Source organism: Aquabacterium humicola (assembly GCF_030167915.1).
GTDB lineage: Bacteria > Pseudomonadota > Gammaproteobacteria > Burkholderiales > Burkholderiaceae_C > Pseudaquabacterium > Pseudaquabacterium humicola.
The window spans coordinates 20,725-42,272 of record NZ_JARGNB010000005.1; the positions used below are offsets into that span (position 1 = coordinate 20,725).

Sequence of the window (21,548 nt, forward strand, 5' to 3'; positions counted from 1 at the left end):
CGCCGCGCGTTCGGATCCTGCGCCGGGCGCTACCAGTTGACCGTCAGCCGGGCCGTGCCGTAGCGCCCCCGCCAGTCAGACTGCGTGACGTCGTAGTGCGGGTGCGTGCCGACGAAGTCAGGCTGCCGGTCGGCGAGGTTCAGGATGCCAAGCGTCAACGATGCCGAGCGTGCCCCCGCCATGGAGAGTCCGAGCCGCTTCAGGTCAAGCGTGGCCGACAGGTCGTGCACCCAGTCGCCGCCGAGTTCCCGACCGCTTCCGCCGATGTCAAGGTAGGTGCCCACGTGCCTGCTCGCCAATGCCAGGCTCCATGCCCCGAGGTCCAGGGCGGCGGACAGGCGGCCCTTCCACCTGGGAGACCAGAAGTCCGTCGCCCGGCGCCCGAGCCGATGCTCCACCGGAGAGCCCGGCGCCAGCATGACGTCGTAGCGGATCGTGCGTGTGGCGCTGGCCGCGACGGTCCACTTCCCGAGGTCCGAGCGTCCGGAGGCGGAAGCCTCCAGGTCCACGCCGGCGGTGTCGAGCCTGCCGAAGTTCACCTCCGAGTACAGGACCCGGGTCACCGCACCCGGTACCCCGGCGCCCTCCGAAGGCTGGCGCAGGACGAACCCCGGGAACAGGGCCTCGTGGTCCAGCGCGGACTGCGGCGCCAGCGTCGCGATCATGTCCTTGATCCTGACGCGCCACGCCGACAGCCCGAGGCGCAGTCCTGGATCCGGCTCCCAGAGTCCGCCCAGCGACAGCGCGCGCCCGCGCTCGGGCTTCAGGCCGGGGTTTGGCCCGCGGACAACCTCGCCACCGATGATGGGTGCACCGGCCAGGGCCGGGTCCACGAGCCCGAAGAGTTCGGTCGTGAACGTGGAGGTGTCGAACCCCGTCTGCAGCAGCGTGGGCGGCTTGAACGAGGTCGCCCCCGCAGCGCGGATCAATGCCGTGGGCAGCGGGCGGAACTCGAGCCCGGCCTGCCAGGTGTTCGCGCCGCCGAAGTCGCTGTAGTTGTCGCGGCGACCCGCCAGTGTCAGGGCGGCGATGGTCCGGCCGCGTCCCTCGGCTGCCTGTCCTCGCAGCAGCGGAAGGCGCACCTCCCCGAACACGGCACTCGCACTCCGGCTGCGGTCGATCCGGAAGCCGAGCGGCCCGGCCTGCGACGTCTCGTAGCGGTCGCGCGACGCCTCGGCGCCGGCGACGACCTCGACGGGGGTGCCGAGCAGCATGCCCGTGGTGCCGGTCGCGAAGACCGACGCGATGTCCTTCCTCCCGCGGAAGTCCCGCACGGTGTCGGACCAGATGGCATGCAGGACGTCGTCGCTCGCGGCGCGCCCTGTGGTGAACGGGTTCAGCGCAGTGGACGGGTCGGCCGACGCCAGGGCCGAGGTCCGAGCCGCCGCATTCACGGTGTCGTTCGGCAGCCGCCTTGTCCCGTCGTCGATGGACGATGACAGCGCGGCCTCCACATCCCACCCCGAGCCGAGCCCGCCCTGGACACCGAGCACCGCGCGCGTGAAGTCGGAAGTGCGATCGATGCCGGTCATGCCGTTGCCGGTCCCCAGTCGCGCAGTCACCCTGACCGGAGCACCGAACGGGTTGTGGGGATTGCCGGGGCCCACGAGGACATTGTTCAGCAGGAGTGCGCTCTCCTGCGAGCGCGCGCTGTTGTGGTTGAAGGTCAGTTCGCCGAAGACCGACCAGTCCTGCGAGATGCGCCGCTGCCCGGCTGCATGCAGCGCCGTGTCCTCCGTCTCGTGAACGAGGGCGAATCCGTTGCCGTTGGCCACTGTGCTGCAGAGGTTCGGCTGTCCGGCTGTCGCGAGGAAATCACTGATCGTGAGTGGCGAGTCCGCGCTTGCGCGAGGTATGCCTGCCAGGCTTGCGTTCAGGCCCGGCAGGCTCCCCGCATTGCCGCTCGTGACCGTCCCGGGCGCGCAGTTCCGCGTGCGGGCATCCGGTCCGCCGAAGCGCCTGTAGTCCATGTCCCTGAAGAAGGATCTCTCGGCCATCATCAGCGGCGTCGTCCTGCCATGCGAGCCGATCAGCACGAAGGAGCCCTGCGCATCGCCACCGCCCGTCGCGAACGAGATGCTGCCGTCTCCGATGCCCTTCCCGCTCCCCATGCGCGCGTCCAGGACGAAGCCGTCGATCGACTTGCGCAGGATGACGTTCACCACGCCGGCGAGTGCATCGCCACCGTAGATGGCCGACGAGCCGACGGGCACGATCTCGATGCGCTCGATGGCAGTGATGGGGATCAGGTTCAGGTTGAAGAAGTTCGCCGAGGACGAACCGACCGCATGGACGCGCCGCCCGTTGATCATGACCAGCGTCGAGCCGACCGGCATCCCGCGCAGCTGCACCGAGCCCTGGCCGATCAGGGCGCTCTGGCCGCCCTCGCCGGCGCTGACCGATGCCTCGTTCAGCCCGCTCAGGAAGCGCTCCAGCGTCGGTTGCCCGCTGCGCAGCAGGTCCTCCCTGCCGTACACGTTCACCGGAAGGGGTCCCTCGGACTCGATCCGCTTGATGCGTGATCCGGTGATCTCGATCTTCGTGGGTTCGATCGCATTCTTGGCCGTTGCCGTCGGCACGGGGCCGCCTTCCTGGGCTTGCCGGGAAGGCGCCTGGGCGAGCCTGCCGGCGGCATCAGGCGCACCGGGTGAATCGCCGACGGAACTGCGCGGACCGGGCCGCGCGGTGTCCGGCGCACCGCCTTCGCCAGGGGCGGCCCTCACCACGACGGAGCCGTCCTCCATCACCGACGCTGTGAGGCCGGTGCCGTCCAGGGCACGGGCAACGGCCTCGGCACCGGTCAGGCGGCCTGAGAAGGCACGGCAGACACGGTTCGAGACCACGCCCGGATCGAACAGTATCGACATGCCGGTCTGCCTCGCGATCGACCTCAGCGAATCCGCCAACGGCTGTGCCGGGCTCTCGATGGCAAAGCGCTCGCCCGGAGGCCGCTGCGCCGCGGCGAGGGTGGCGTGCGAAAACAGCAGCGCCACCAGCGCGACGGAACTGCCCCTGCATCGCTTCGGCTCCATGGAACGACGGGGAGGATGTACTCCGAACGACATCTGCTTCCTCACGAGACTCGTTGTGCTGATGCATGGATGACGTCGCGATGCCACCCACTTCCTCTGGGACTTGCCCTAGTTGGAGGCAACAAGCCCGAATACGTCCGGCTCACAGCTGCGTTCGGACTGCCCGGCGTGCGCCTGCCACCGTGACCAACCCGCCAGGACCTGCACGCAGGCGACGAGGACCAGTGTTATGACCACATGAGCTCGTGCGCCACAACGACCCAGGCGTTCGGCAAGGAAGGCCATTGACGCGTACCTTGACTGATATCTACCGGAAGCCGACCAATCCAGGAGCGGGATCTCCAGCCGAGGCCGACAGCGACTCCCTGCATCCGCATATGCGCCCCAGCCAAGGCACTGGCGGGCGCCGTTGCGGCCCCGAGCACTCCGTCAAGCGCATTCACCGGCTCGACAGCCGGCAACCGATGGCGTGTGCGACGTCTGCGACTTTCGGTCGACTCGACGCGCGCTGAACATCCCGACTATGTCGGAGCACGTCGACGCGAGGCACCCCCCCACATCGCCTCGCGGCAATTGCCTGGCCACCATCAGACCTTGCTTCGCGAGTCCGGTTCGGCGTGCGCTGCGCTCGCAGGCGGGCCCGGGACCCGCACAGCGCATGAGAGTCCGTCGGGTACGCGGCGTGCGCGCCGGCTACGCCGGCGGTCCTGCGCGTCGCGCGACCGTCAGCGCGGCCAGCGCGGTGAACCCAGGACCGCTTCGACGGCCCGGCCGGCCGCCAGCAGCGCACCATCCTCGAAGCGCCGGCCAACCAGTTGCAACCCGACGGGAAGGCCTTGCGGCGCCAGACCACAGAAGAGGCTCGCCGCCGGCAGCCCGAGCTGGTTGCACCACTGCGTGAAGACAGGCGTCGGCGGGTGCTTCGGATCGATCTCGTCCAGCTTCGGCGCGCTGCCCGTGTGCGTGGGGCACAGGAGCACGTCGTAGCGCTGCATGAACTCGTTGACCGACCTGCCGATCTCTCCACGCTGCAGCAACGCCGTCATCAAGGTCGCCGCGTCGATGCTCTCGCCGATCGACGCGAGCTCGCGCAACGAGTCGTCAAGCAGCTTGCGCGCCTCGCCGATTCGCTCGGCCAGGCGGGCGCAGAAGACGCACCAGAGGATCCCGTGGATGCGGCTGCACTCGGCCATCAGCGGAGGGTCGACCTCCTCGACCGACATGCCGGCGCTGCGCAGCCTGTCGACGGCCGCGCGCATCACCTCCACAGCCTCAGGGTCCGCCGGCGCATCCAGGCCGAGCCGCGGGCTGTAGGCCACTGCGAGGTCTGCGACGCCGCCGGGCAGCTTCATCGCGTAGTCGTCCTGCAGCGGTGGCAAGGAATACCAGTCGCGCACGTCCGGCCTTGCGATGACCGACATCATGGTCGCTGCATCGTCCACGGTGCGCGAGATCGGGCCGACGTGGCTGAGCAGCGCGAACGGTCCGCGCGGATAGTGCGGAACGCGTCCGAAGCTGGGCTTGAAGCCGAAGGTGCCGGTGAACGCCGCCGGGATCCGGATCGAGCCGCCACCGTCGGTCGCCAGGGCCAGGGGCCCGATGCCCGCTGCGACGGCAGCGGCCGCCCCTCCACTGGAGCCGCCCGGCGAATGCAGCTCGCTCCAGGGGTTGCGGGTGACGCCATGGCCGGGACTGTCCGTCACGATCTTGTGCGCGAAGTCAGGCAGCGTCGTCTTGGCGAAAAGGACGGCGCCCGCTTCGCGCAGGCGCGCGACGGCGGGGCTGTCGGGCAGCGCGGCATCGCACGCTGACACCGCGCGCGACCCGAACAGCGTGGGGCTGCCCTGCAGTCCCAGGTTGTCCTTGATCGAGATCGGCACGCCGTCGAGCGGGCTGAGGGCGGCGTTTGCGCGCCAGCGCCGCTCCGCTGCCTTCGCCTGCGCGAGCGCACCGTCGCGATCGATCCAGGTGAACGCATTGAGGCGCGCGCTCGATTCTTCCGCCGCGGCGACCACCGCCTCGGTCACCTCCACAGGCGAGATCGCCCCAGCCTCGTAGGCCGCGCGCAGCTCGGCTGCGCTCAGGACTAGCAGGTCCCTCATGTTGCATGTCTCCCAGTAGTCAATGCGCGTTAATTTATAGGCATAAATCTGGAACGCCTAGCGGTCACCGTATGGGTGATTGCCCTAGTGGCCGTCGCCGCCTGCACTTCATTACTATGCGTATAAATAAGCACCGGCCAGCCACATGCCCGCACCCTCCAACGATCCGCAGTTCGATGCCAAGGCGCTCAAGCGCGGCGACCTTGTCGCAGAGCAGGTCAAGCGCTGGATCACCGAGAAGAACCTGCGTCCGGGCGACAAGCTGATGAAGGAAGGCGAGCTGCAGGCGCACTTCGGCGTCGCCAAGGGGACGATGCGCGAAGCACTGAAGGCGCTCGAGGTGCAGGGCCTCGTGCGAATCAGCACCGGGCCCAACGGCGGCGCCACCGTCGTCGAGGTTCCGCTGCAGCGCACCGTGCAGTCGGTGCAGAACTACCTGTTCTTCAAGGAAGTCGACGTTGAAAGCATCTATGCGCTTCGGCGCCTGGTCGAGCCGGAGCTCGCCGCGGGCGCGCTGCCGCACCTGACGATGGCCGACGTGGCCGCGCTCGAACGCAGCATCGCGTTCTGCTCGCCCATGTCCTCATCCGAGGACGTCAGCGCGCAGCAGCGCCAGGAGGACCTGCACTTCCACGAGATCCTCGCCAACGCGAACCCGAATCCGCTGCTGAGGCTCGTCGCGCAGCTCATCAACCAGTTGCTGCGGCACGTCGTCGAACTCGGAGGCGCGACGACGCACCAGCAGTACCAGCGCTTCGGTTCGGCCAACGTGCACGCACATCGCGGCATCCTCGATGCCATCAAGCGCAACGACGCCGATGCCGTGCGCCAGCTGATGCTCGAGCACATTGACGAAGCGGAGGCGCACGTGCGCAAGCTCCAGGGCGTGGTCAAGCAACGCCTGCTCCTCGACTCGGATCTGGACCTTCGCGTGCGCCCGAGCCGCGCTGGCCGCAAGACCAGCACCAAGGAGTGAGGGCGATGCTGACCGTGATCCTCAACGTGCTGAGCGTCGTCTCGATCCTGGCGCTCGTGGCGCTGGGCCTGGCGATCGTTTTCGGCGTCATGGACATCGTCAACCTCGCGCACGGCGAGTTCGTGACGATCGGCGCGTTCACGCTCGCCGTGGCGCAGGGTGTCGGCGGATCGACAGCGTACTGGGCGGCGCTGCTGCTCGCGCCGCTCATCGGCGCCGCACTCGGACTGCTGCTGGAAGCCACCGTGATCCGGTTCCTCTATCACCGGCCGCTCGACACGCTGCTGGCCACCTACGCCCTGAGCCTCATCCTGCAGAAGGCGCTCGAGCTCACGTTCGGCAAGCATCCGCAGGCGGTGCAGACACCGCTGCCGGGCACGCTCACCTTCCTTGGCACGACGTACCCCTCATACCGGCTGTTCGCGATCGCGGTCGCGGCACTGGCGATCGCCGGTTGCATCCACGTCTTCGCGCGCACCCGGTTCGGCATCGAGCTGCGCGCCGTGATCCAGAACCCCTCCATGGCGGAAGCCGTCGGCATCGACACGAAGCGCCTGAAGCGGTTGGCCTTCTGCGTCGGCGCCGGCATGGCCTCGCTCGCCGGCGTGCTGGTCGCACCCTTCGCCGCGGTCGAATCGCAGCTCGGCCTGACCTATCTCGGCAAGGCCTTCTTCGTGATCGTGGTGGGCGGCATCGGCTCGGTCGCGGGCAGTGTCGTCGGAAGCGCCCTGGTCGGAAGCGTCGAGACACTGCTGAACTACCAGCTCGACCCGTCCTTGTCGTCGGCCCTCGTGCTGGTGCTCGCGATCGCGCTCATCCGCTGGCGACCGCAAGGCCTGCTGCCTGGCTTCAGCGCGACCCACCACATGCTGGGCAAGGGCTGACGCGATGCACCGGCAAGTTCACCACCCGCTGCTGCGCTGGCTGCAGCAACCCAGGCTCACCCGTAGCGACGCCGTGTTCCTCGGTGCGACAGGATGTGCGCTGGCAGCGTTGGCCATGCTCCCTCTGTTTGCGTCGCCGTACGCCACGATGGCGATGCGGGACGCCATGATCCTGGGCCTCTTCGCGCTGAGCTACGACCTCGTCTGGGGCAAGGGGTGGCTGCTGACGCTCGGCCACACGGCGTTCCTGGGCATCGGCGCCTATGCCTTCGCGATCGCGACGACGCAATGGGGCGTCGCTCCCCTGCCGGGAATGCTGCTCGGGGTCGCGTGCAGCGCCGGCATCGCCGCGTTGTTCGGCGGACTGCTGCTCTTCGCGGGCGTGCGGCTGCAGTTCTTCGCGATCATGACGATCGCGCTGCTGATGATCGTGCAGCAGATCGCGACGAGCTGGCAGTCAGTGACCGGCGGCGACGTCGGCATCCTCTCGGTCCCGCCGATCGTGGGCGGGGACGCGCGACAGCAGGTGCTCGGATCGTACGCGTTGGTCGTCGGGTGCCTGGCCGGCGTGCTGCTCGCCTCCTGGCTCGTGTTCCGCGGACCCTACGGCCGCATCCTCGCGGCCATCGGCATGAACGAGCTGCGCGCGCGCAGCTGCGGCTACCGGACCGCGGCCCACCTGCTGGCGATATTCAGCGCATCGGCCGCGGTGGCCGGATTTGCCGGCGCGCTGATGGCGGGCGTCTCGGGTGTCGTCGCGCCGGACGTGTTCTCGATCACGCTGGCCACCGAGGTGATGTTGTGGGTCGCGATCGGCGGCCGCGGCACGCTGCTCGGGCCGGTGCTCGCCGCCGTGGCGCTGACGCGCCTGCAGCAGCAGCTCAGCAGCCACGCCACCGAATGGTGGCCGCTGATCCTGGGCGTCACGTTCCTCGCATTCGTGATGTTTGCGCCGCGCGGCCTGGCCGGGCTGCTCGGCGGATGGCGGCGCCGCGAGCGGTCGCCCGCGGCCAAGGTCGACGGCAAGCCGGGCGAGGTGACCGCATGACCGCGCCGTCGACGATCCTGCAGGTGGCGGGACTCGGCATTCGCTTCGGCGGTATTGCCGCGGTGCAGGAGGTGGCCCTCACGATCGGCGAGAACGAGCTGGTGTGCGTGATCGGTCCCAACGGCGCGGGCAAGAGCAGCCTGATCGGCCTGGTCTCGGGCTTCCTGAAGCCCGGCAGCGGCCGCGTGCATGTCGGCGGCCGCGACGCGACCGGCCGGCCGGTCGAGCACTTCGTGCGCGAGGGCGTCGTGCGCAAGTTCCAGGGCACCAATGTGTTTCCGTGGTTGAGCGCGCACGACAACCTGCTGGTCGCCGGGCTCGGCGTGGCCTCGTCTCGCAGCGGCGAGTCCGCCAGCGTGGACAGCGTCCTGGCGCTCGTCGGGCTGGCAGACCGGGCGGACGTGGTCGCCGAGGTGCTGTCCCACGGCGAACGCCAGTGGCTGGAGCTCGGCATGGCGCTGATGTGCCGACCGCGACTGCTGCTGCTTGACGAACCGGCCGCCGGCCTGAACCCCGACGAGACCCAGCGCCTTGCCGCGCTGCTGCGCGACACCGCGCGCGGCTGCGCCGTCGTCGTTGTCGAGCACGACATGGGTTTCGTGAGGCGGCTGGCCTGCCGCACGCTCGTCATGCACCAGGGTCGCCTGGTGCGCGACGGCCGCTTCGAGGACATCGAGGCCGACGCCGAGATCCGCGAGCTGTACCTCGGGCGGCAGCGCGTGCGCGCGGGGAGCGCCACATGCTGACCGTGCGGAACCTCGTCACCGGCTATGGCGGTGCGCCCGTGCTGCATGGCATCGACCTGCATCTTGCGCGCGGCGAGGTGCTGGGCCTGCTCGGGCGCAACGGCGCAGGCAAGTCGACCTTCGTCAAGGCGATCATGGGCCTGCTGCCGCATGCGAGCGGCCATGTGGAGTTTCGCGGCGAGCCGCTGCTCGGCCTGCCGACGCACCGCGTCGCGCGCGCCGGGATCGGCATCGTCCCGCAGGGTCGCTGGATCTTTCCCGGGCTCACGGTGGCCGAGAACCTCGGCACCGGCACCCGCGCTGCCGGCCTGGCGGCCGACGACGTCCCGGAGGCCGTGTTCCGCTACTTCCCGGTCCTTAAGCAGCGGCTGAAGCAGCGCGGCGGCACGCTGTCGGGCGGCGAGCAGCAGATGCTGGCGATCGGCCGGGCGCTGTGCGGCCGCCCGAAGGTGCTCCTGCTCGACGAGCCGTCGGACGGCGTGCAACCCAACATCGTGCAGCGCCTGGGCGAGCTGATACCGGCGCTGTGCAGCGAGCTCGAGATCTCGGCGATCGTGGTCGAGCAGAACCTCGACCTGGTGCTCGCCGCGACGCATCGCTGCCTGGTGATCGAGAACGGCCGCGTCGTCCACGAAGGCCATCCCGATGCGGACATCCACACCCTCGAGCGCCTGCTGGCCGTCTGAACCGGCGCTCGACAACCCGTCATTCCACGAGAGGAGACGTCGATGAGCACGACACCCGTGAAGCCCGCGGCGATGGCCGGCCACCCGATCGACCGGCGCCGCGCGGCGTGCGGCATGCTGGCCTCCGTTGCCGGCCTGGCCGTGCCGATGGGCGCGCGGGCTGCCGGCCCGGTGAAGATCGGCTTCGTCGGCCCGCTGTCCGGCCCGCTGGCACGCGTGGGCGAGACGAACCGGAACTGCCTGCTGCTCGCGGTGAACGAGATCAATGCCGCCGGAGGCCTGCTCGGCCAGAAGATCGAGGTGATCGCCGAGGACAGCCAGATGTCGAGCAAGGTGACGCTCGACAAGGCGCGCAAGCTCGTCATGAACGACAGCGTCGCGATGCTGACCGGCATGGTCCTGCCGATGGAGCGCGAGGCCGCCTTGCAGGCGGTCGCGGGCACCGACCGCCTCGTCGTCTTTCCGAACTTCGACGAGGGGCGCTGCCATCCGCAGCTGCTGACCACGGGGCTCGCGAGCAACCAGCGCGTCGAGCCCCTGGTGGAATGGGTGGTCAGCAACGTCGGCAAGACGATGTACATCATCGCCAGCGACTTCGGCACCACGCGCTACACGCTGATCCCCCAGGTCACCGCGGCCCTGCAACGCCACGGCGGCCGGCTGATGGGCGTGCGCTTCTTCCCGTTCGGCACGCGCGACTTCGCGCCCACCCTGCAGCAGGTGCAGTCGCTCGGGCCTGAACTGGTGTGGCACAGCATCGGCGACGACCCGATCACGTTCGTCAAGCAGTACCACAGCTTCGGCATGAAGCCGCAGCTCGTCACCGACATCACGCATGAATCGCTCGCGCTGGCCACCGAAGGGGCGTCGGCCGGCAACATCGGCGTGTCGCCATACTTCATGAGCGTGGCCGGTGACGCGAACAAGCGCTTCCTCGACGGCTACACGCGCCAGTTCGCCGACTCGACGCCGCTGCGTATCGGATCGCATGTCGTGATGCTGCCGCACGGCGAGAGCACCTACGTCGGTGCGAAGCTGTTCGCCGCCGCCGCCAAGGCCGCGGGTTCCGTTGACGGGGCGAAGGTCAAGGCAGCGCTGGCCGGCGTCACGCTGGCCGCGCCGCGCGGCGAGGTACGGGTCGCCCCAGGCGGCGGCCACCTGCTGTGCCAGAGCCTGATCGCACGAGCGAAGCCAGACTCGAGCTTCGCGCTGCTGAGCGCGATGGGCCCGGTGGCCCCGCAGTGCGCCGCAGCGACCTGAGCGGGGCAACGACGTGATGGATGAGCTGCAGATGACAGCGGCCGAGCTGGTGGCCGCCTACTCGACAGGCGGGCTTTCGCCGCTGGAGGTGTTGCAGGCGGTGCTGGACCACGCGCATGCCAGCCAGCCCGACGTGAACGCCTTCCGGGAGATCGATGTCGACGGCTCTCTCGCCGCCGCCACGGCGTCCGAGCGCCGCTGGCGTGCCGGTGCCCCGCGCGGGCCGCTCGACGGCGTTCCCGTGTCGGTGAAGGACATGATCGCCACGCGCGGCATGGCCACGCGCTTCGGCTCGCGTACCTTGCCGGCCAACCATCTGATCGACGTCGACGCGCCGGCCGTGGCCGCCCTGCGCGAGGCGGGGGCCATCATCTTCGGCAAGACGACCACATCGGAGTTCGGCCACAAGATCGTCACCGACAGTCCGCTGACCGGCTGCACGCGCAACCCCTGGGACCGGACGCTCACCTCGGGAGGCAGCAGCGGCGGCGCCGGCGCGGCGCTGGCACTGGGCATCGGGCCGCTGGCGCTGGGCACCGACGGCGGCGGCTCGATCCGCATCCCCGCCTGCTGGAACGGCGTGTTCGGCTTCAAGCCCTCGTTCAAGCGGGTGCCCACCGCCGCGGGCGACGACCCTACCCGCTTGTCCAACATCGGACCGATGTCGCGCAGCGTCGACGATGCCGCGCTGATGCTGCAGGTGTTGTGCGGCGCCAGGCACGACGACTGGGAGATCGCGCCGCACGCGCCGCTGCACTGGCGCGACGGACTGCAGGATGGCGTGCAGGGCCTGCGCATCGCGTTCAGCCCGGACCTCGGCCTGACCAAGGTCGACGACGAGATCGCCAGCAGCGTGGCGGCCGCCGCCAGCGTCTTCGAGGACCTCGGCGCACATGTGGACATCGTCGACCGACCGCCACCGCTGCACGGCTACATGAGCAGCCGCATGCATTCGATCCAGTGGATGTGCCGCGTGTCGCACACTGTCCGCGCCGCGGCCCCGCACCAGCGCAGCGAGTTCGACCCCGATCTGCTGGAACTGGCCGACATCGCGCATTGCCTGCCGGCCAGCGCCTTGACCGATGCGCTTCAGGCACGGCATGAGCTCGCTTGGGGAATGCACCGCTTCTTCCACCGCTACGACCTGCTGCTGACACCGGCTTTCCACCGGCATCCGCCACCGGTACCCGGGCTGCCGGCTGACCTGCGCTGCGCGCCACCGCTGACCTCGTGGTGCAACCAGACGATGCAGCCTGCGGCCAGCATTCCGTGCGGGCGCAGCGCGAAGGGCCTGCCCATCGGCCTGCAGGTGGTGGCACAGCGCTATCGCGACGACCTGGTCCTGCGCGCCTGCCATGCCTACGAGGAGGCGCGCGGGCGGTTTCCTTGCGCACCGCTCGCGTCCGCCCAGCGCCTCGGAGCGTGACCATGCTGGCAATCCGCAAGCTGCTCACCTTCGTCGAGGACGTGCAGGGCGAAGCCGGGCAGGCCTTGCAACGGCCGGTGCGGCGCACGGTTGCTGCTGCCGTCGTCTGCAACCCGATGGCCGGACGGTTCGTCGCGGACCTGAGCGCGATGCACGAAGAGGGTGCGCTGCTGGCCGACCGGCTGCTGGACCTGGCGCTGGCCGCCTGGCCACGCGACGCCGCCACCTGCATAGAGAGCTACGGCAAGGCAGGCATCGTCGGCACCGGCGGAGAGCTCGAGCACCTCGCGGCGCTGCTGCATCCGTGCTTCGGCCGCCAGGTACGCACCCGGCTGCGGCATGCCACGTCGATCATGCCCTCGACCGCGAAGCGCGCCGCCCCGGGCACCGGCATAGACGTTCCGTTGCACAACGTCGGCGACATGTGGAGCTTCGACCACTTCGACACGGTGACGCTGCAGACCGGCGACGCGCCCGCGCCGGACGAATTGCTGATCGCCCTTGCGCTGGCCGATGGTGGTCGGCCGCTCGCGCGCACGGCAAGACCGTGACCCACCCGGAGCGTGCACATGCATGCAAGACGTCGTTGGCGCATTGCGCTGGCCCTGCTGTGGCTCACCGCCGTCACCCCGGCCGGCGCCGAGATCGTCCTCGCGCAGGTGGCGCCGTTCTCGGGGCCGCTGGCCCGTGCCGGACAGGAGTACCACGACGGCGCGATGCTGTACTTCCGGCGCGTCAACGAGTCGGGCGGCGTGCATGGCGAACGCATCCGCCTGACCCGGCGTGATGACGGCTACGTTCCGGAGCGGACGGTGGCGCTGGTGAACGAGGCCCTGCAGCAGGACCGGCCGCTCGCATTGCTCGGGCTGGTCGGCACGCAGAACATGCGGGCGTTGCTGGAGGCCCGGCTCATCGAGCGCGAGCAGGTTCCCGTGGTGGGCATCAGCTCGGGCGCCACGATGCTGCGATCACCGATGCACCCGCTGCTGTTTCATCTCAGGGCGAGCTACCGCGACGAGGCGGCTCGCATCGCGCGGCAGTTCGCCGTGATGGGCGTGAAGAACCTGGGCGTGCTGTACCAGGACGATGCGCTGGGCGCAGATGCGCTCGTGGGACTGGAGTCGGCTGCCGCATCGCTGGGCCTGGCGATCGTCGCGAAGGCCGCGTATCGCCGCAACACGAGCGAGATCGATGCGGCCGTGCAGACGCTTGCGCAGGCGTCGCCGCAGGCACTCGTCCTGTTGTCGAACACACCGGCGAGTATCGGGTTCCTCAAGCGCTATCGCACAGGCGAGCGCTCGGCGACTCCGGTCCTAGCCCTGTCGATCACCGATGCTTCGGCACTCGGGCCGGCCCTGGGTCCCGAAAGGGCGCGTGGCATCGGCGTCGCGCAGGTCGTGCCCAGCCCGCTCGGCAGGACGCACGGCCTGGTGCGCGACTTCGAGATCGATCTGGCACGCCATGCGCCCAAGGGGACCGAGGCGTCGCATTCGCTGCTCGAAGGCTACGTGGCAGCACGCGTGCTGGCCGAGGCGCTGCGCAGGACGGGACCGGGCGCGACGCGCCAGCGCCTGATCGCCGCGCTGGAGTCGATGCATGAGTTCGACCTCGGCGGGTTCGTCGTGCGCTTCACGCCGACGAGGCGCGACGGCTCGCGCTTCGTCGACTTGAGCGTCATCGGCGACGGCGGACGCTTGCTGAACTGAAGCTCTCGGCCCCGGATCACCGAACGGCCGGATGGCACGCAAAGTGCGCAGGCTAGCGAACGGCCGGCAGAAATTGTGCGCGATCCAAAGCCGCTGCACCGCGTCATTGGCGTGATATGAGGTGGCTTGGATCGAATGAATTCGAGCCGAGATCCGTTGAGCGGCTCTCTGCGAACGCCAGGCCCCCCGCCCGCCGAGGCGTGGCGATTCCAGCCACTCGCAAGCGGCAATGACGCTGTCAAGCGCGACCGGGCACCTCCTCGCGGCCGTCCGGAAACCTCGCGAAGCGCCTCGGCTCGCTGCCATGGACCGGGCCGGCGTCGCCGAAGGGCCAGCCGCCGAACCGGGTGCGCCGGTATTCCTCGATCGCCTGTATCAGTTCCTGCTGCGTGTTCATCACGAACGGCCCATGGTGCGCCACCGGCTCGGCGATCGGCCGGCCCTGCAACAGCAGGAACTCGCAGGCCGTGTCGCCGCTGGCCAGCGCCACGTCGGCATCAGCGCGCAGCGTGATCGCCACTGGCCCGCGAACCGGCTGGGTGGCGACAGTGGCTGAAGTGCCCTGAAGAAGTAGAGCGTGCGGCGCGTTCCCGTGCCCGCTGCGGCGGGCAGCGCGAGGCTCGCGCCGGCTTCCATGCGCAGCAGCCAGATCGCGACGTCGGCTTCGGCCTGCGCGGCCCACGAATCAGGCGGCGGCGGCAAGGCCACGGCGTCGCCGAAGCGGCCGGCCACGATCGTGACCTCCGTGCTGCGGCCGGCGGCATCGCGTAGCACGCGGCGCGGAATCTGCTCGCGCCACAGCATCGTGAAGTGGGGCTCGGCCATCTTGCTGCGCGCGGGCAGGTTCAGCCACACCTGGAACAGCTCCAGCGGGTTGGCATGGTCCACGTTCAGCAGCGGGAACATCTCCGAGTGCACGATGCCGCGGCCGGCAGTGACCCACTGCACGTCACCGCCGCCGAAGCGCGCGGTCGCGCCCAGCGAGTCGCTGTGGTCGATCAGGCCACGGCGGACGATGGTCACCGTCTCGAAGCCGCGGTGCGGATGCGCCGGGAAGCCGGGCACGGCGTCGCCGTGGTACATGCTCCAGCCATCCTTTCGGCTGAAGTCCTGGCCGATGTCACGGCCGGCGAGCGATGCAGCCGGGCCCATCTTGCCGTTGCCGCGCGGATAGCCGTCGTCGTGGTGCACGCAGAACAGGAACGGGTCGTCGGTTTCCCACGGGAAGCCCAGCGGCCTGACGGCAAGGATGGGCGACGGAGCGGAAGTCATGGCTGGCTGTACTCGTCGAAGATGGTCATGCACGACATCTTCCATCGGATGGGCGCGCTCGGGCGTACGAAGGGCCAAGCCCCGGCCTGCGCCAGGGGCGGTGGCTGGTTCAGCCTAGGCAACACTGCGAACTCTCTGCCTCCGAGTCGGCAGCGTGTCTCTTTGAATCAGCCAGTCTCCATCAATGTTGGCCTCGAAGGTCGAGAACTTGAAAGGAATCAGCCGCTGCGTCAGCGGATTCGGGGAGGCCATCAGATGAAAGTGCAGATGAGGAAGCATGGATTGCCCGCTATCCCCCACTTCGGCAACAGCCTGAAGTGCATTCACGACGTCTCCAGCCGCGCACTTCAGAGATCCCAGTCGCGCATGAGCCAGGAAGGCAAAGACTCCTGAATGTTCAAGCGACTCGATGACAAGGTGATTGCCCGCGAACTCCCTGATGTCTCCCGATTGACTTGCGCTCAGATCTTCCAACCTGCGTTTGTCTCGCGGTGAATACAATGACCGGACGCTGCCCAGAAGCTTGCTCAAGTAGCTCTTCGGGGATTCCGGGCAGCCGTCGACGGCGGTGACTACCTTGCCCTTGAATGGGCTGAGGATCGGTTGCCCCCAGCCATGGTAGTCTCCATAGGGAACGGCCAGCAGCAGTTCCTGCCACGCAGCACGGCGCGTCGCCTTGAGATGCTTGTCCAGGCGCATGAAGTCAAACGCGAGTTCGTGCCCCGGCTCAGTTCCATCGGCACCAACATACCACTCTCCAGAGAGCGGGAAGAGAATGCTCGGCGGCGGTGTCATCGTGTGCCAAACAAACCTGTTGAAAATGCCCTCGACTTTGTCCCCGCGATGCTCGCCTGTCTCGCAGCAGCAGTCGAGGCTGGCAATGCCCCGATCTGTTGAATCCGTAAGTCATGCGAGGGGGTTCCTGTCCCCGGATGCCAATTCAAGGGGAGCTGCCATGCAAAGAAGCGAACAACCGAATGAAGTCTCGCACGAAGTCATTGTCAATGGACATCCCTGCCCGCATCGCCTCGATGGCCGTCACGCAGCCGACCGCCCCAGAGCTGATCACGACAGCGCGCAGCCCGGCCTCCGCAGTCACGTTGGTCATGCTCGAGAGCCCGCAGAACCATCGGATCGGGAGCCAAGCCAGCGGCGCGTCGCCCGTCGCGACGTCCGGCACCGTTCGACAAGCCGTCCACACTGCCACCATGCTCCCACGCGCCGGGGTCGAACACGGCGCGTGACACATTGCCGTGTAGGCTGGCGGCATGTTGAAAGTCGTCTCCTGCGGTGTGGTCCTGCTCAACTCCCAAGGCGAACTGTTCCTTTGCCACGCCACGGGCACAGCCCGCTGGGACCTTCCCAAGGGCATCCCGGATCCGGGAGAGTCGACGCTGCAGGCCGCGGTCCGCGAAACCTGGGAGGAGACGTCGCTGGCTCTCGACCCTTCAACCTTGTCAGACCTCGGTGACTTCGACTACCTGCCTGCCAAGCGCCTGCACCTCTATGCGGCGCACGTAGCGGTCAATGCCTTTCGGGTCGACGACTGCCGGTGCCATACGACGTTTCCGCACCGCGTCACCGGCAGGCCGACACTTGAGGTCGACGCCTACGCATGGAAGCCACTGGACGACCTCGACGCATGGTGCGGCAGGAACCTGTCGCGTGTCCTGATGGCCCTCGACTGGCCGCTGATCAAGCACTTGCCTGAACTCACCGCAGTGGCAGTGAAGCCGGCCTGAGCAATGACCGCGTCGCAGCCCACGCCCCGCCCCTGGCAGCTGCACCCGGGTTGGTGTCGCTTTGACCAGCCGACACGGCTCCGGGTCGATCGACAAGCAAGGCGTCCGCGCCGCGGAGTTTCACGAGTTCGGAAGCAACGTCGACGCGCTGCGGAATGCCTCGAAGATGTCGGCACTACCGTGACGTCGGACTACCAGCGGAGTCCGAAGTCGTGCGGCGATCTCGTTCCCGACCTGGGTGAAGACCTGTTCCGGGAGATGGCGCTTCTAATCCGACGTCAGGAACAGGCCGCCACCGTAGCAGTCGTAGAGGAAGACCTCTTTCACTGTTCTTCATGCTTTCAACGAATGTTGAAATACACAAACCCTGAAGGGCGGCTTTCAGTCTGGCTTGAGGACACAGCGCGGCCCATCTGGCTCAGAGCTGGCAGAGCGACAAGAGGCGCCCTCCCCGCGCGGGCGCGCGCCGTCCGCCTGCCCCCATGGACCTCCTCCTCGAGGCCCCCTTGCAGCCACTGGAGGGGACGCTTCCCGACGCCGCTACCGGTCCTCAAGATCAGCCTCACACGTCACGAAGAACCGCACCCAAGTCGCCAGCGCCTGGCGACGTTGTTCGGGAAAATAGGTGTGCTGGTCGTACATGCCCTCCACGCCGCTCAGCTTGTGGTTCAGGCACATCTCGGAGGATGTCGCGGGGCACGCCCAGGGCACGCATGTGCGCTCAAGTCGACCGGCTCTTGGTCAAGCCGGTCAGACGCTTCGCCTTGTAGTCATTGATCAGCTCGCACACGCGCCGCCTTCGTTCCTCGCAAGGAGAGGCGGCACGCAAGGCTGCCGGTCGGCAGGCGCGGCGTCGAGTGGCGCTATCGCCCGGCCGCCTGCGCTTGCGCAGCCAGGTCCTGCTGGCCTGCGCGCGTGCCCGCCTGGCCCGTCGCCTCTTCGTACGCCTGGTAGCCCTCCTCGATCGTCGGGACCACGAGGACGAGCTCGAAGTATTCGTCCGCGACCAGCTCGGAGTCGCGCAACGACTCGATGAAGAAGTGGTGCTCGCGTGGTTCCGAGGCCTCGACCATCAGCACGTCGCTGCAGTGGGCCGTGAAGGCCTCGGCATCGAAGTACCGGATCTTGACGCCAGGCACTCGCCGGAGCGCCTCGCCGAGATGGCGGCCCGCTCGCTCGCGTCGCTCCTGCCGGGACAAGCGAAGCCAGCGCGGCGTGGCCCGCAGGTGAATGAAGTTCACATGGTTCATGGCGCGACCTTCAGCGTCCGGCCGAAGAAGCTCGCCGCTTCGCTGACCGAGTCCTGGCGAGCGGCTGGCAACGGGGTAGATCCGCCCTCGCCCCCCTTGCCCTGGTCGTGGTACGGATCGAGGTATCGCCGCGGCCGGTCGAGGTTGTTGAACCCATGCTCCGCGCCGTCGTAGACCTTCACCCGGACATGCGGCCGATGCTTGTCCGGCAGCGAGTCCGCCAGCTTGTCGCAGGCGCGCGGGTCCACGTCGTAGCGGTCGTTCGCGCCAGTCAAGATGTAGATGGGTGCGCCCGTCAGCTCGCGGAAGGGGTAGCCCGGAATCCGGTTGTATGCGAAGCAGATGGGATAGAACGGCATGTGAGCGGCGAACCGCTGCCCGGCCTGCGCGTGCTCGGCCGCGCTGGCCTCGTCGGCCGCCAGCATGCTCAGCACGCCGCCCCACGAGAAGCCCATGATGCCGACCCGCCGGCCGTCGATGCGCGGATGGGCTGCAAGGAATGCCAGCGCGCCGAACGCATCCGGCAAGTTCTCGCGGACATGCTTCGGGCGGCCATCCCACCCACCCGAGAGGCCCCTCGGGCTCCAGAGGTCGACCTCGAGCGTGGCAATGCCGGCGGAGTTCAGCGCGCGGGCGTACATGATCCCCTTCGCGTCCATGCCGCCCGTGCCGTGCACGATGACCACCGCCGGCACCTTCGTCGCGGCGGAAGCGCGCGTCGCCTCCGCGGAAGAGAGATCCGTCGGGACCTGAAGCCTGCCGACGCCGGAGAGCTTGGTCCCCGGCAAGGGATAGACGACCAGCTGGGTCTTGAGGTCAGGCTCGTAGCCCGCGTGCCGGGCCCCGACGATGGCAGGTGAAGACAGCGAAAGCAGGCAGGTGACGAGCGACGCGGATCGGCGCAGTAGCTGTGTCATGAGTGTGTGTCGAAAGGAGTGAGCGATCAGCCCGCGCTCATCAGGCGGGCCAGGAGGCCGGGGGCAACGCGACGCAGGATCGGCAATGCCCTGGCCTGCCCGATGTGGAAGACACCACCGGGCAGCGACAGGCCGGCGAGCAGGGCTGCGGCCGCTTCGTCCGCAGCCAGCTTCCGGCGGCCCCGGCCCAGGGTCATCGGCGTGTCCACGAGCGGCATCACGGCCTCAAGCACTCGAACCGATGTCCCGCGGAGCTGCAAGCGCAGCCCCGCGCCGAAGAGGTGCAACGCCGCCTTGGAGGCGCTGTACACCGCGGACGTGCGCTTCGGGGCATAGGCCAGGCCCGACGACACGTGCACGATCCATGACCGCTCCCGCGACTGCAGGGCTGGCAGCAGCGCCCGGGTCAGCGCAATGGGCGCAAGCAAGTTGGTGTCGAGCTCCTCCTCGATCGCGCGCAGGTCGTAGCCCTCGTCATCGACACGAACGTTGTGCTGGATGCCCGCGTTGTGGATCACGCAGTTCAGCTCGGGCGCTGCCGCGCCGATTCGCATCGCGAGGCCCGGCAGCGAGTTCACGTCCGCGAGGTCCGCCTCCAGCGCGAGGATGCATGGTTTCAAGCGCGACAACTCCGCCAGCTTGTGGCGGTTGCGCCCGAGCGCCACGACGCGCACGCCGGCGTCGGCGAGCTGCAGCGCGAGGTGCCAGCCTATGCCCGAGGTGGCGCCGGTGACGAGCGCGGCTCGAAGCCCGAGGTTGGTGGCCGCAGCAGTGTCCAGTCGGTTCGTCATGCGGATGAATGTAGGAAACTCATCCGATGGCTGCATCAACCCAGGTTAATCGCGAGGCCGCTGCGCCCTGGGTGCTGCTCGACCTCTTCCACGGCGCTGCCGGCTTGCCTTCCCTCCCTGAGTCCGCCGCCCTCGCAAGCGAGTTCCGACTTTGCGATGTCGGCCGCGGCGGCACGCTGTTCATGCAGGACAGTGCCCATCCCTACGTCTATGCCGTCAGGAGCGGGTTGCTCAAGCTGGTCTACCTCGATGAAGGCGGGAACGAGTGGATCAAGTCCTTCACCTTCGAAGGGCGCTACTTCGCGAGCATCGCGGCGCTGGTCCCCGGCGGCCGGGCGAGCTTCATGGTCAGGGCCATCGAGGACTCCATCGTCGAGCGGGTGGACTACCGCCTGCTCGAGCAATTGGCAGCCCGGCACCTTGAATGGGCGCGGGCCCTGCTCGTGCTGACGCAGCAGTTCGCGGCCCGGAAGGAGTTGCGCGAGAAGGAGTTGCTGACCCTGACTGCAGAGGAGCGCTACGTCGCCTTTGCCGACCAGCACCCCGGCCTGGCGAAGCGAATCCACCAGAAGGACCTGGCGCTGCACCTCGGCCTGACACCGGTCGGCCTGAACCGGATCGTGGCAAGGCTCAGGCGGTCTGCGGCGCCAACCCCGGAGTAGCCAGGATCGCCAGCGCGCCCGCGGCGGTTCCGAGTGGCGTCGGAACCAGCGAGGCGGCTCCGCGACATCGACTGCGCGACGCGATCCGGCTTCCTGCCGAGCGACCGGCGTGCGTTCCTGGGCGACGCAGGCATTGCGCACGATCCACAAGTCCTCGACGAAGTTGTACGGGATCGCGAACATCCACCACGCCTTTCGGGCTCGCCGTCCGATTCGCTGCGGCGAGGACCAGTGTCCGGCGCAGTTCGACGCAATACGGCGACCGCGGCCAGCAACGCGCCGACCAGCACGGCGCTCCCTGCCAGGCCAGACGCCACCGGAACGCATCCGGGTGAATAAGCTTGGCCAGGTTCGGCACCGCTGCTGTCAGTGCCGGCGGGCCAGCGCTCCGCACGTGCGCGGGGCAAAGGGGGCGTGAAACATCGACGGCCGTCTGCATTGCAACGCCTTTTCAACGCCCCGCGACCACAGTGGTGCCGGCCTCGCGACATCGCGAGCAGACAACCGCCCACCACCGAGGACTCGCACCATGCAGATCGATCATCTCCGCAGCGCCCTGATCGCCGCGGCCGCGCTGGCCGCCCAGGCCGGCGTGCCGGCACTGGCCGGCACCACCGTGCTGCCCGGCACGATGTGCACGTCCGAAGGCGCGGTCGGCCGCTCGCTGACCGGGCTGATGACCAACAAGGTCGCCGGCACCGGCACCACCTACTTCGTCTGCCCGATCATCCGCACGCAGGCCCACGGCTTCACGCCGGGCAGCATGAGCATCACGGTGCACGTGAAGACCGCCGCCAACGTCGCGGAATTCAACTGCTACATGCGCTCGATGACGGCCACCAACGTGACCTACGACCAGGTGAAGATCGTCTTCCCGGGCTCGCTCGCCGGCGACTACGCCACCACGGCCGGCGCGCAGCTCAACCTGCCGCCGGTCGGCGTCACGCCGTGGTCGGCCAGCGTCAACATGCGCTGCGCGGTGCCGAACGTGATCGGCGGCGTCGAGGCCGGCATCGTGTCGTACAGCTTCGAGCAGTAGTCGCCGCCC

The 21,548-nt window shown here is 68.6% G+C and carries 19 protein-coding genes and 2 pseudogenes; 12 read left to right on the forward strand and 9 right to left on the reverse strand.

Annotation, left to right across the window (positions count from 1 at the left end):
* Positions 1 to 29: 29 nt before the first annotated feature.
* A complete protein-coding gene (locus P1K89_RS21350) occupies positions 30 to 3,032 on the reverse strand; it encodes a TonB-dependent receptor (protein ID WP_284618543.1) in 3,003 nt (1,000 codons plus the stop codon).
* A 725-nt stretch (positions 3,033 to 3,757) separates the two neighbouring features.
* Positions 3,758 to 5,134, reverse strand: a complete 1,377-nt coding sequence (locus P1K89_RS21355; protein ID WP_284618544.1) for an amidase family protein — start codon at positions 5,132 to 5,134, stop codon at positions 3,758 to 3,760.
* Between the two features lie 145 nt (positions 5,135 to 5,279).
* Between P1K89_RS21355 and P1K89_RS21360 the strand changes: the two genes are divergently transcribed.
* The 9 genes from P1K89_RS21360 (at position 5,280) to P1K89_RS21400 (ending at position 13,866) form a co-directional block, all read left to right on the forward strand.
* A complete protein-coding gene (locus P1K89_RS21360; protein WP_284618546.1) occupies positions 5,280 to 6,110 on the forward strand; it encodes a FadR/GntR family transcriptional regulator in 831 nt (276 codons plus the stop codon).
* A gap of 8 nt (positions 6,111 to 6,118) precedes the next feature.
* The gene (gene urtB / locus P1K89_RS21365) at positions 6,119 to 6,994 is read left to right on the forward strand and encodes an urea ABC transporter permease subunit UrtB (RefSeq protein WP_284618897.1); all 876 of its coding nucleotides are present in this window, start codon (positions 6,119 to 6,121) and stop codon (positions 6,992 to 6,994) included.
* Between the two features lie 115 nt (positions 6,995 to 7,109).
* Positions 7,110 to 8,042 carry a branched-chain amino acid ABC transporter permease gene (locus P1K89_RS21370; protein ID WP_439898018.1) on the forward strand — a complete coding sequence of 311 codons (933 nt, stop codon included), beginning with the start codon at positions 7,110 to 7,112 and terminating at the stop codon, positions 8,040 to 8,042.
* Positions 8,039 to 8,788: an ABC transporter ATP-binding protein gene (locus P1K89_RS21375; RefSeq protein ID WP_284618548.1), complete on the forward strand. Its 750-nt coding sequence runs from the start codon at positions 8,039 to 8,041 to the stop codon at positions 8,786 to 8,788. Before P1K89_RS21370 ends, P1K89_RS21375 begins: the two co-directional genes overlap by 4 nt.
* Entirely contained in the window at positions 8,782 to 9,474 is a 693-nt protein-coding gene (locus P1K89_RS21380) for an ABC transporter ATP-binding protein (RefSeq protein WP_284618549.1), read from the forward strand. The genes P1K89_RS21375 and P1K89_RS21380 overlap by 7 nt, the downstream gene beginning before the upstream one ends.
* Positions 9,475 to 9,516: 42 nt before the next feature.
* The gene (locus tag P1K89_RS21385; RefSeq protein ID WP_284618550.1) at positions 9,517 to 10,734 is read left to right on the forward strand and encodes an ABC transporter substrate-binding protein; all 1,218 of its coding nucleotides are present in this window, start codon (positions 9,517 to 9,519) and stop codon (positions 10,732 to 10,734) included.
* 16 nt (positions 10,735 to 10,750) lie between these two features.
* Entirely contained in the window at positions 10,751 to 12,160 is a 1,410-nt protein-coding gene (locus P1K89_RS21390) for an amidase family protein (protein ID WP_284618552.1), read from the forward strand.
* A gap of 2 nt (positions 12,161 to 12,162) precedes the next feature.
* Positions 12,163 to 12,711, forward strand: coding sequence for an amino acid synthesis family protein (locus tag P1K89_RS21395; protein WP_284618553.1), 549 nt, complete (start codon positions 12,163 to 12,165; stop codon positions 12,709 to 12,711).
* Between the two features lie 18 nt (positions 12,712 to 12,729).
* Complete coding sequence (locus tag P1K89_RS21400) at positions 12,730 to 13,866, forward strand: ABC transporter substrate-binding protein (protein WP_284618554.1); 1,137 nt, start codon at positions 12,730 to 12,732, stop codon at positions 13,864 to 13,866.
* 238 nt (positions 13,867 to 14,104) lie between these two features.
* Here the strand turns inward: P1K89_RS21400 and P1K89_RS21405 are convergent.
* From P1K89_RS21405 to P1K89_RS21415, 3 genes and pseudogenes are all read right to left on the reverse strand, one after another.
* A pseudogene (locus P1K89_RS21405) lies at positions 14,105 to 15,138 on the reverse strand (pirin family protein).
* A 114-nt stretch (positions 15,139 to 15,252) separates the two neighbouring features.
* Positions 15,253 to 15,933 (reverse strand): M23 family metallopeptidase, encoded by a 681-nt coding sequence (locus tag P1K89_RS21410; RefSeq protein WP_284618555.1) that lies wholly within the window; start codon positions 15,931 to 15,933, stop codon positions 15,253 to 15,255.
* Between the two features lie 145 nt (positions 15,934 to 16,078).
* Positions 16,079 to 16,246: a hypothetical protein gene (locus P1K89_RS21415; protein WP_284618556.1), complete on the reverse strand. Its 168-nt coding sequence runs from the start codon at positions 16,244 to 16,246 to the stop codon at positions 16,079 to 16,081.
* A 160-nt stretch (positions 16,247 to 16,406) separates the two neighbouring features.
* Here P1K89_RS21415 and P1K89_RS21420 point away from each other — a divergent pair, with 160 nt between their 5' ends.
* Positions 16,407 to 16,880 (forward strand): NUDIX hydrolase, encoded by a 474-nt coding sequence (locus P1K89_RS21420; protein ID WP_284618557.1) that lies wholly within the window; start codon positions 16,407 to 16,409, stop codon positions 16,878 to 16,880.
* Between the two features lie 540 nt (positions 16,881 to 17,420).
* Here P1K89_RS21420 and P1K89_RS21425 read toward each other — a convergent pair.
* The 4 genes and pseudogenes from P1K89_RS21425 to P1K89_RS21440 all read right to left on the reverse strand — a co-directional run.
* Positions 17,421 to 17,601 (reverse strand): annotated as a pseudogene (locus tag P1K89_RS21425) (integrase); the annotation flags it as partial.
* Between the two features lie 142 nt (positions 17,602 to 17,743).
* On the reverse strand, positions 17,744 to 18,130 hold the full coding sequence (locus P1K89_RS21430) for a darcynin family protein (RefSeq protein WP_284618558.1): 387 nt from the start codon (positions 18,128 to 18,130) through the stop codon (positions 17,744 to 17,746).
* The gene (locus P1K89_RS21435; protein WP_284618559.1) at positions 18,127 to 19,047 is read right to left on the reverse strand and encodes a dienelactone hydrolase family protein; all 921 of its coding nucleotides are present in this window, start codon (positions 19,045 to 19,047) and stop codon (positions 18,127 to 18,129) included. Before P1K89_RS21435 ends, P1K89_RS21430 begins: the two co-directional genes overlap by 4 nt.
* A 26-nt stretch (positions 19,048 to 19,073) precedes the next feature.
* The gene (locus tag P1K89_RS21440) at positions 19,074 to 19,838 is read right to left on the reverse strand and encodes an SDR family NAD(P)-dependent oxidoreductase (RefSeq protein ID WP_284618560.1); all 765 of its coding nucleotides are present in this window, start codon (positions 19,836 to 19,838) and stop codon (positions 19,074 to 19,076) included.
* A gap of 26 nt (positions 19,839 to 19,864) precedes the next feature.
* On the opposite strand from P1K89_RS21440, the gene P1K89_RS21445 reads away from it, so the two are divergent.
* Together P1K89_RS21445 and P1K89_RS21450 are read left to right on the forward strand one after the other, a co-directional pair.
* Positions 19,865 to 20,500 (forward strand): Crp/Fnr family transcriptional regulator, encoded by a 636-nt coding sequence (locus P1K89_RS21445; RefSeq protein WP_284618561.1) that lies wholly within the window; start codon positions 19,865 to 19,867, stop codon positions 20,498 to 20,500.
* A gap of 529 nt (positions 20,501 to 21,029) precedes the next feature.
* Positions 21,030 to 21,539, forward strand: a complete 510-nt coding sequence (locus P1K89_RS21450; RefSeq protein ID WP_284618562.1) for a hypothetical protein — start codon at positions 21,030 to 21,032, stop codon at positions 21,537 to 21,539.
* The last annotated feature ends 9 nt before the right edge of the window (positions 21,540 to 21,548 follow it).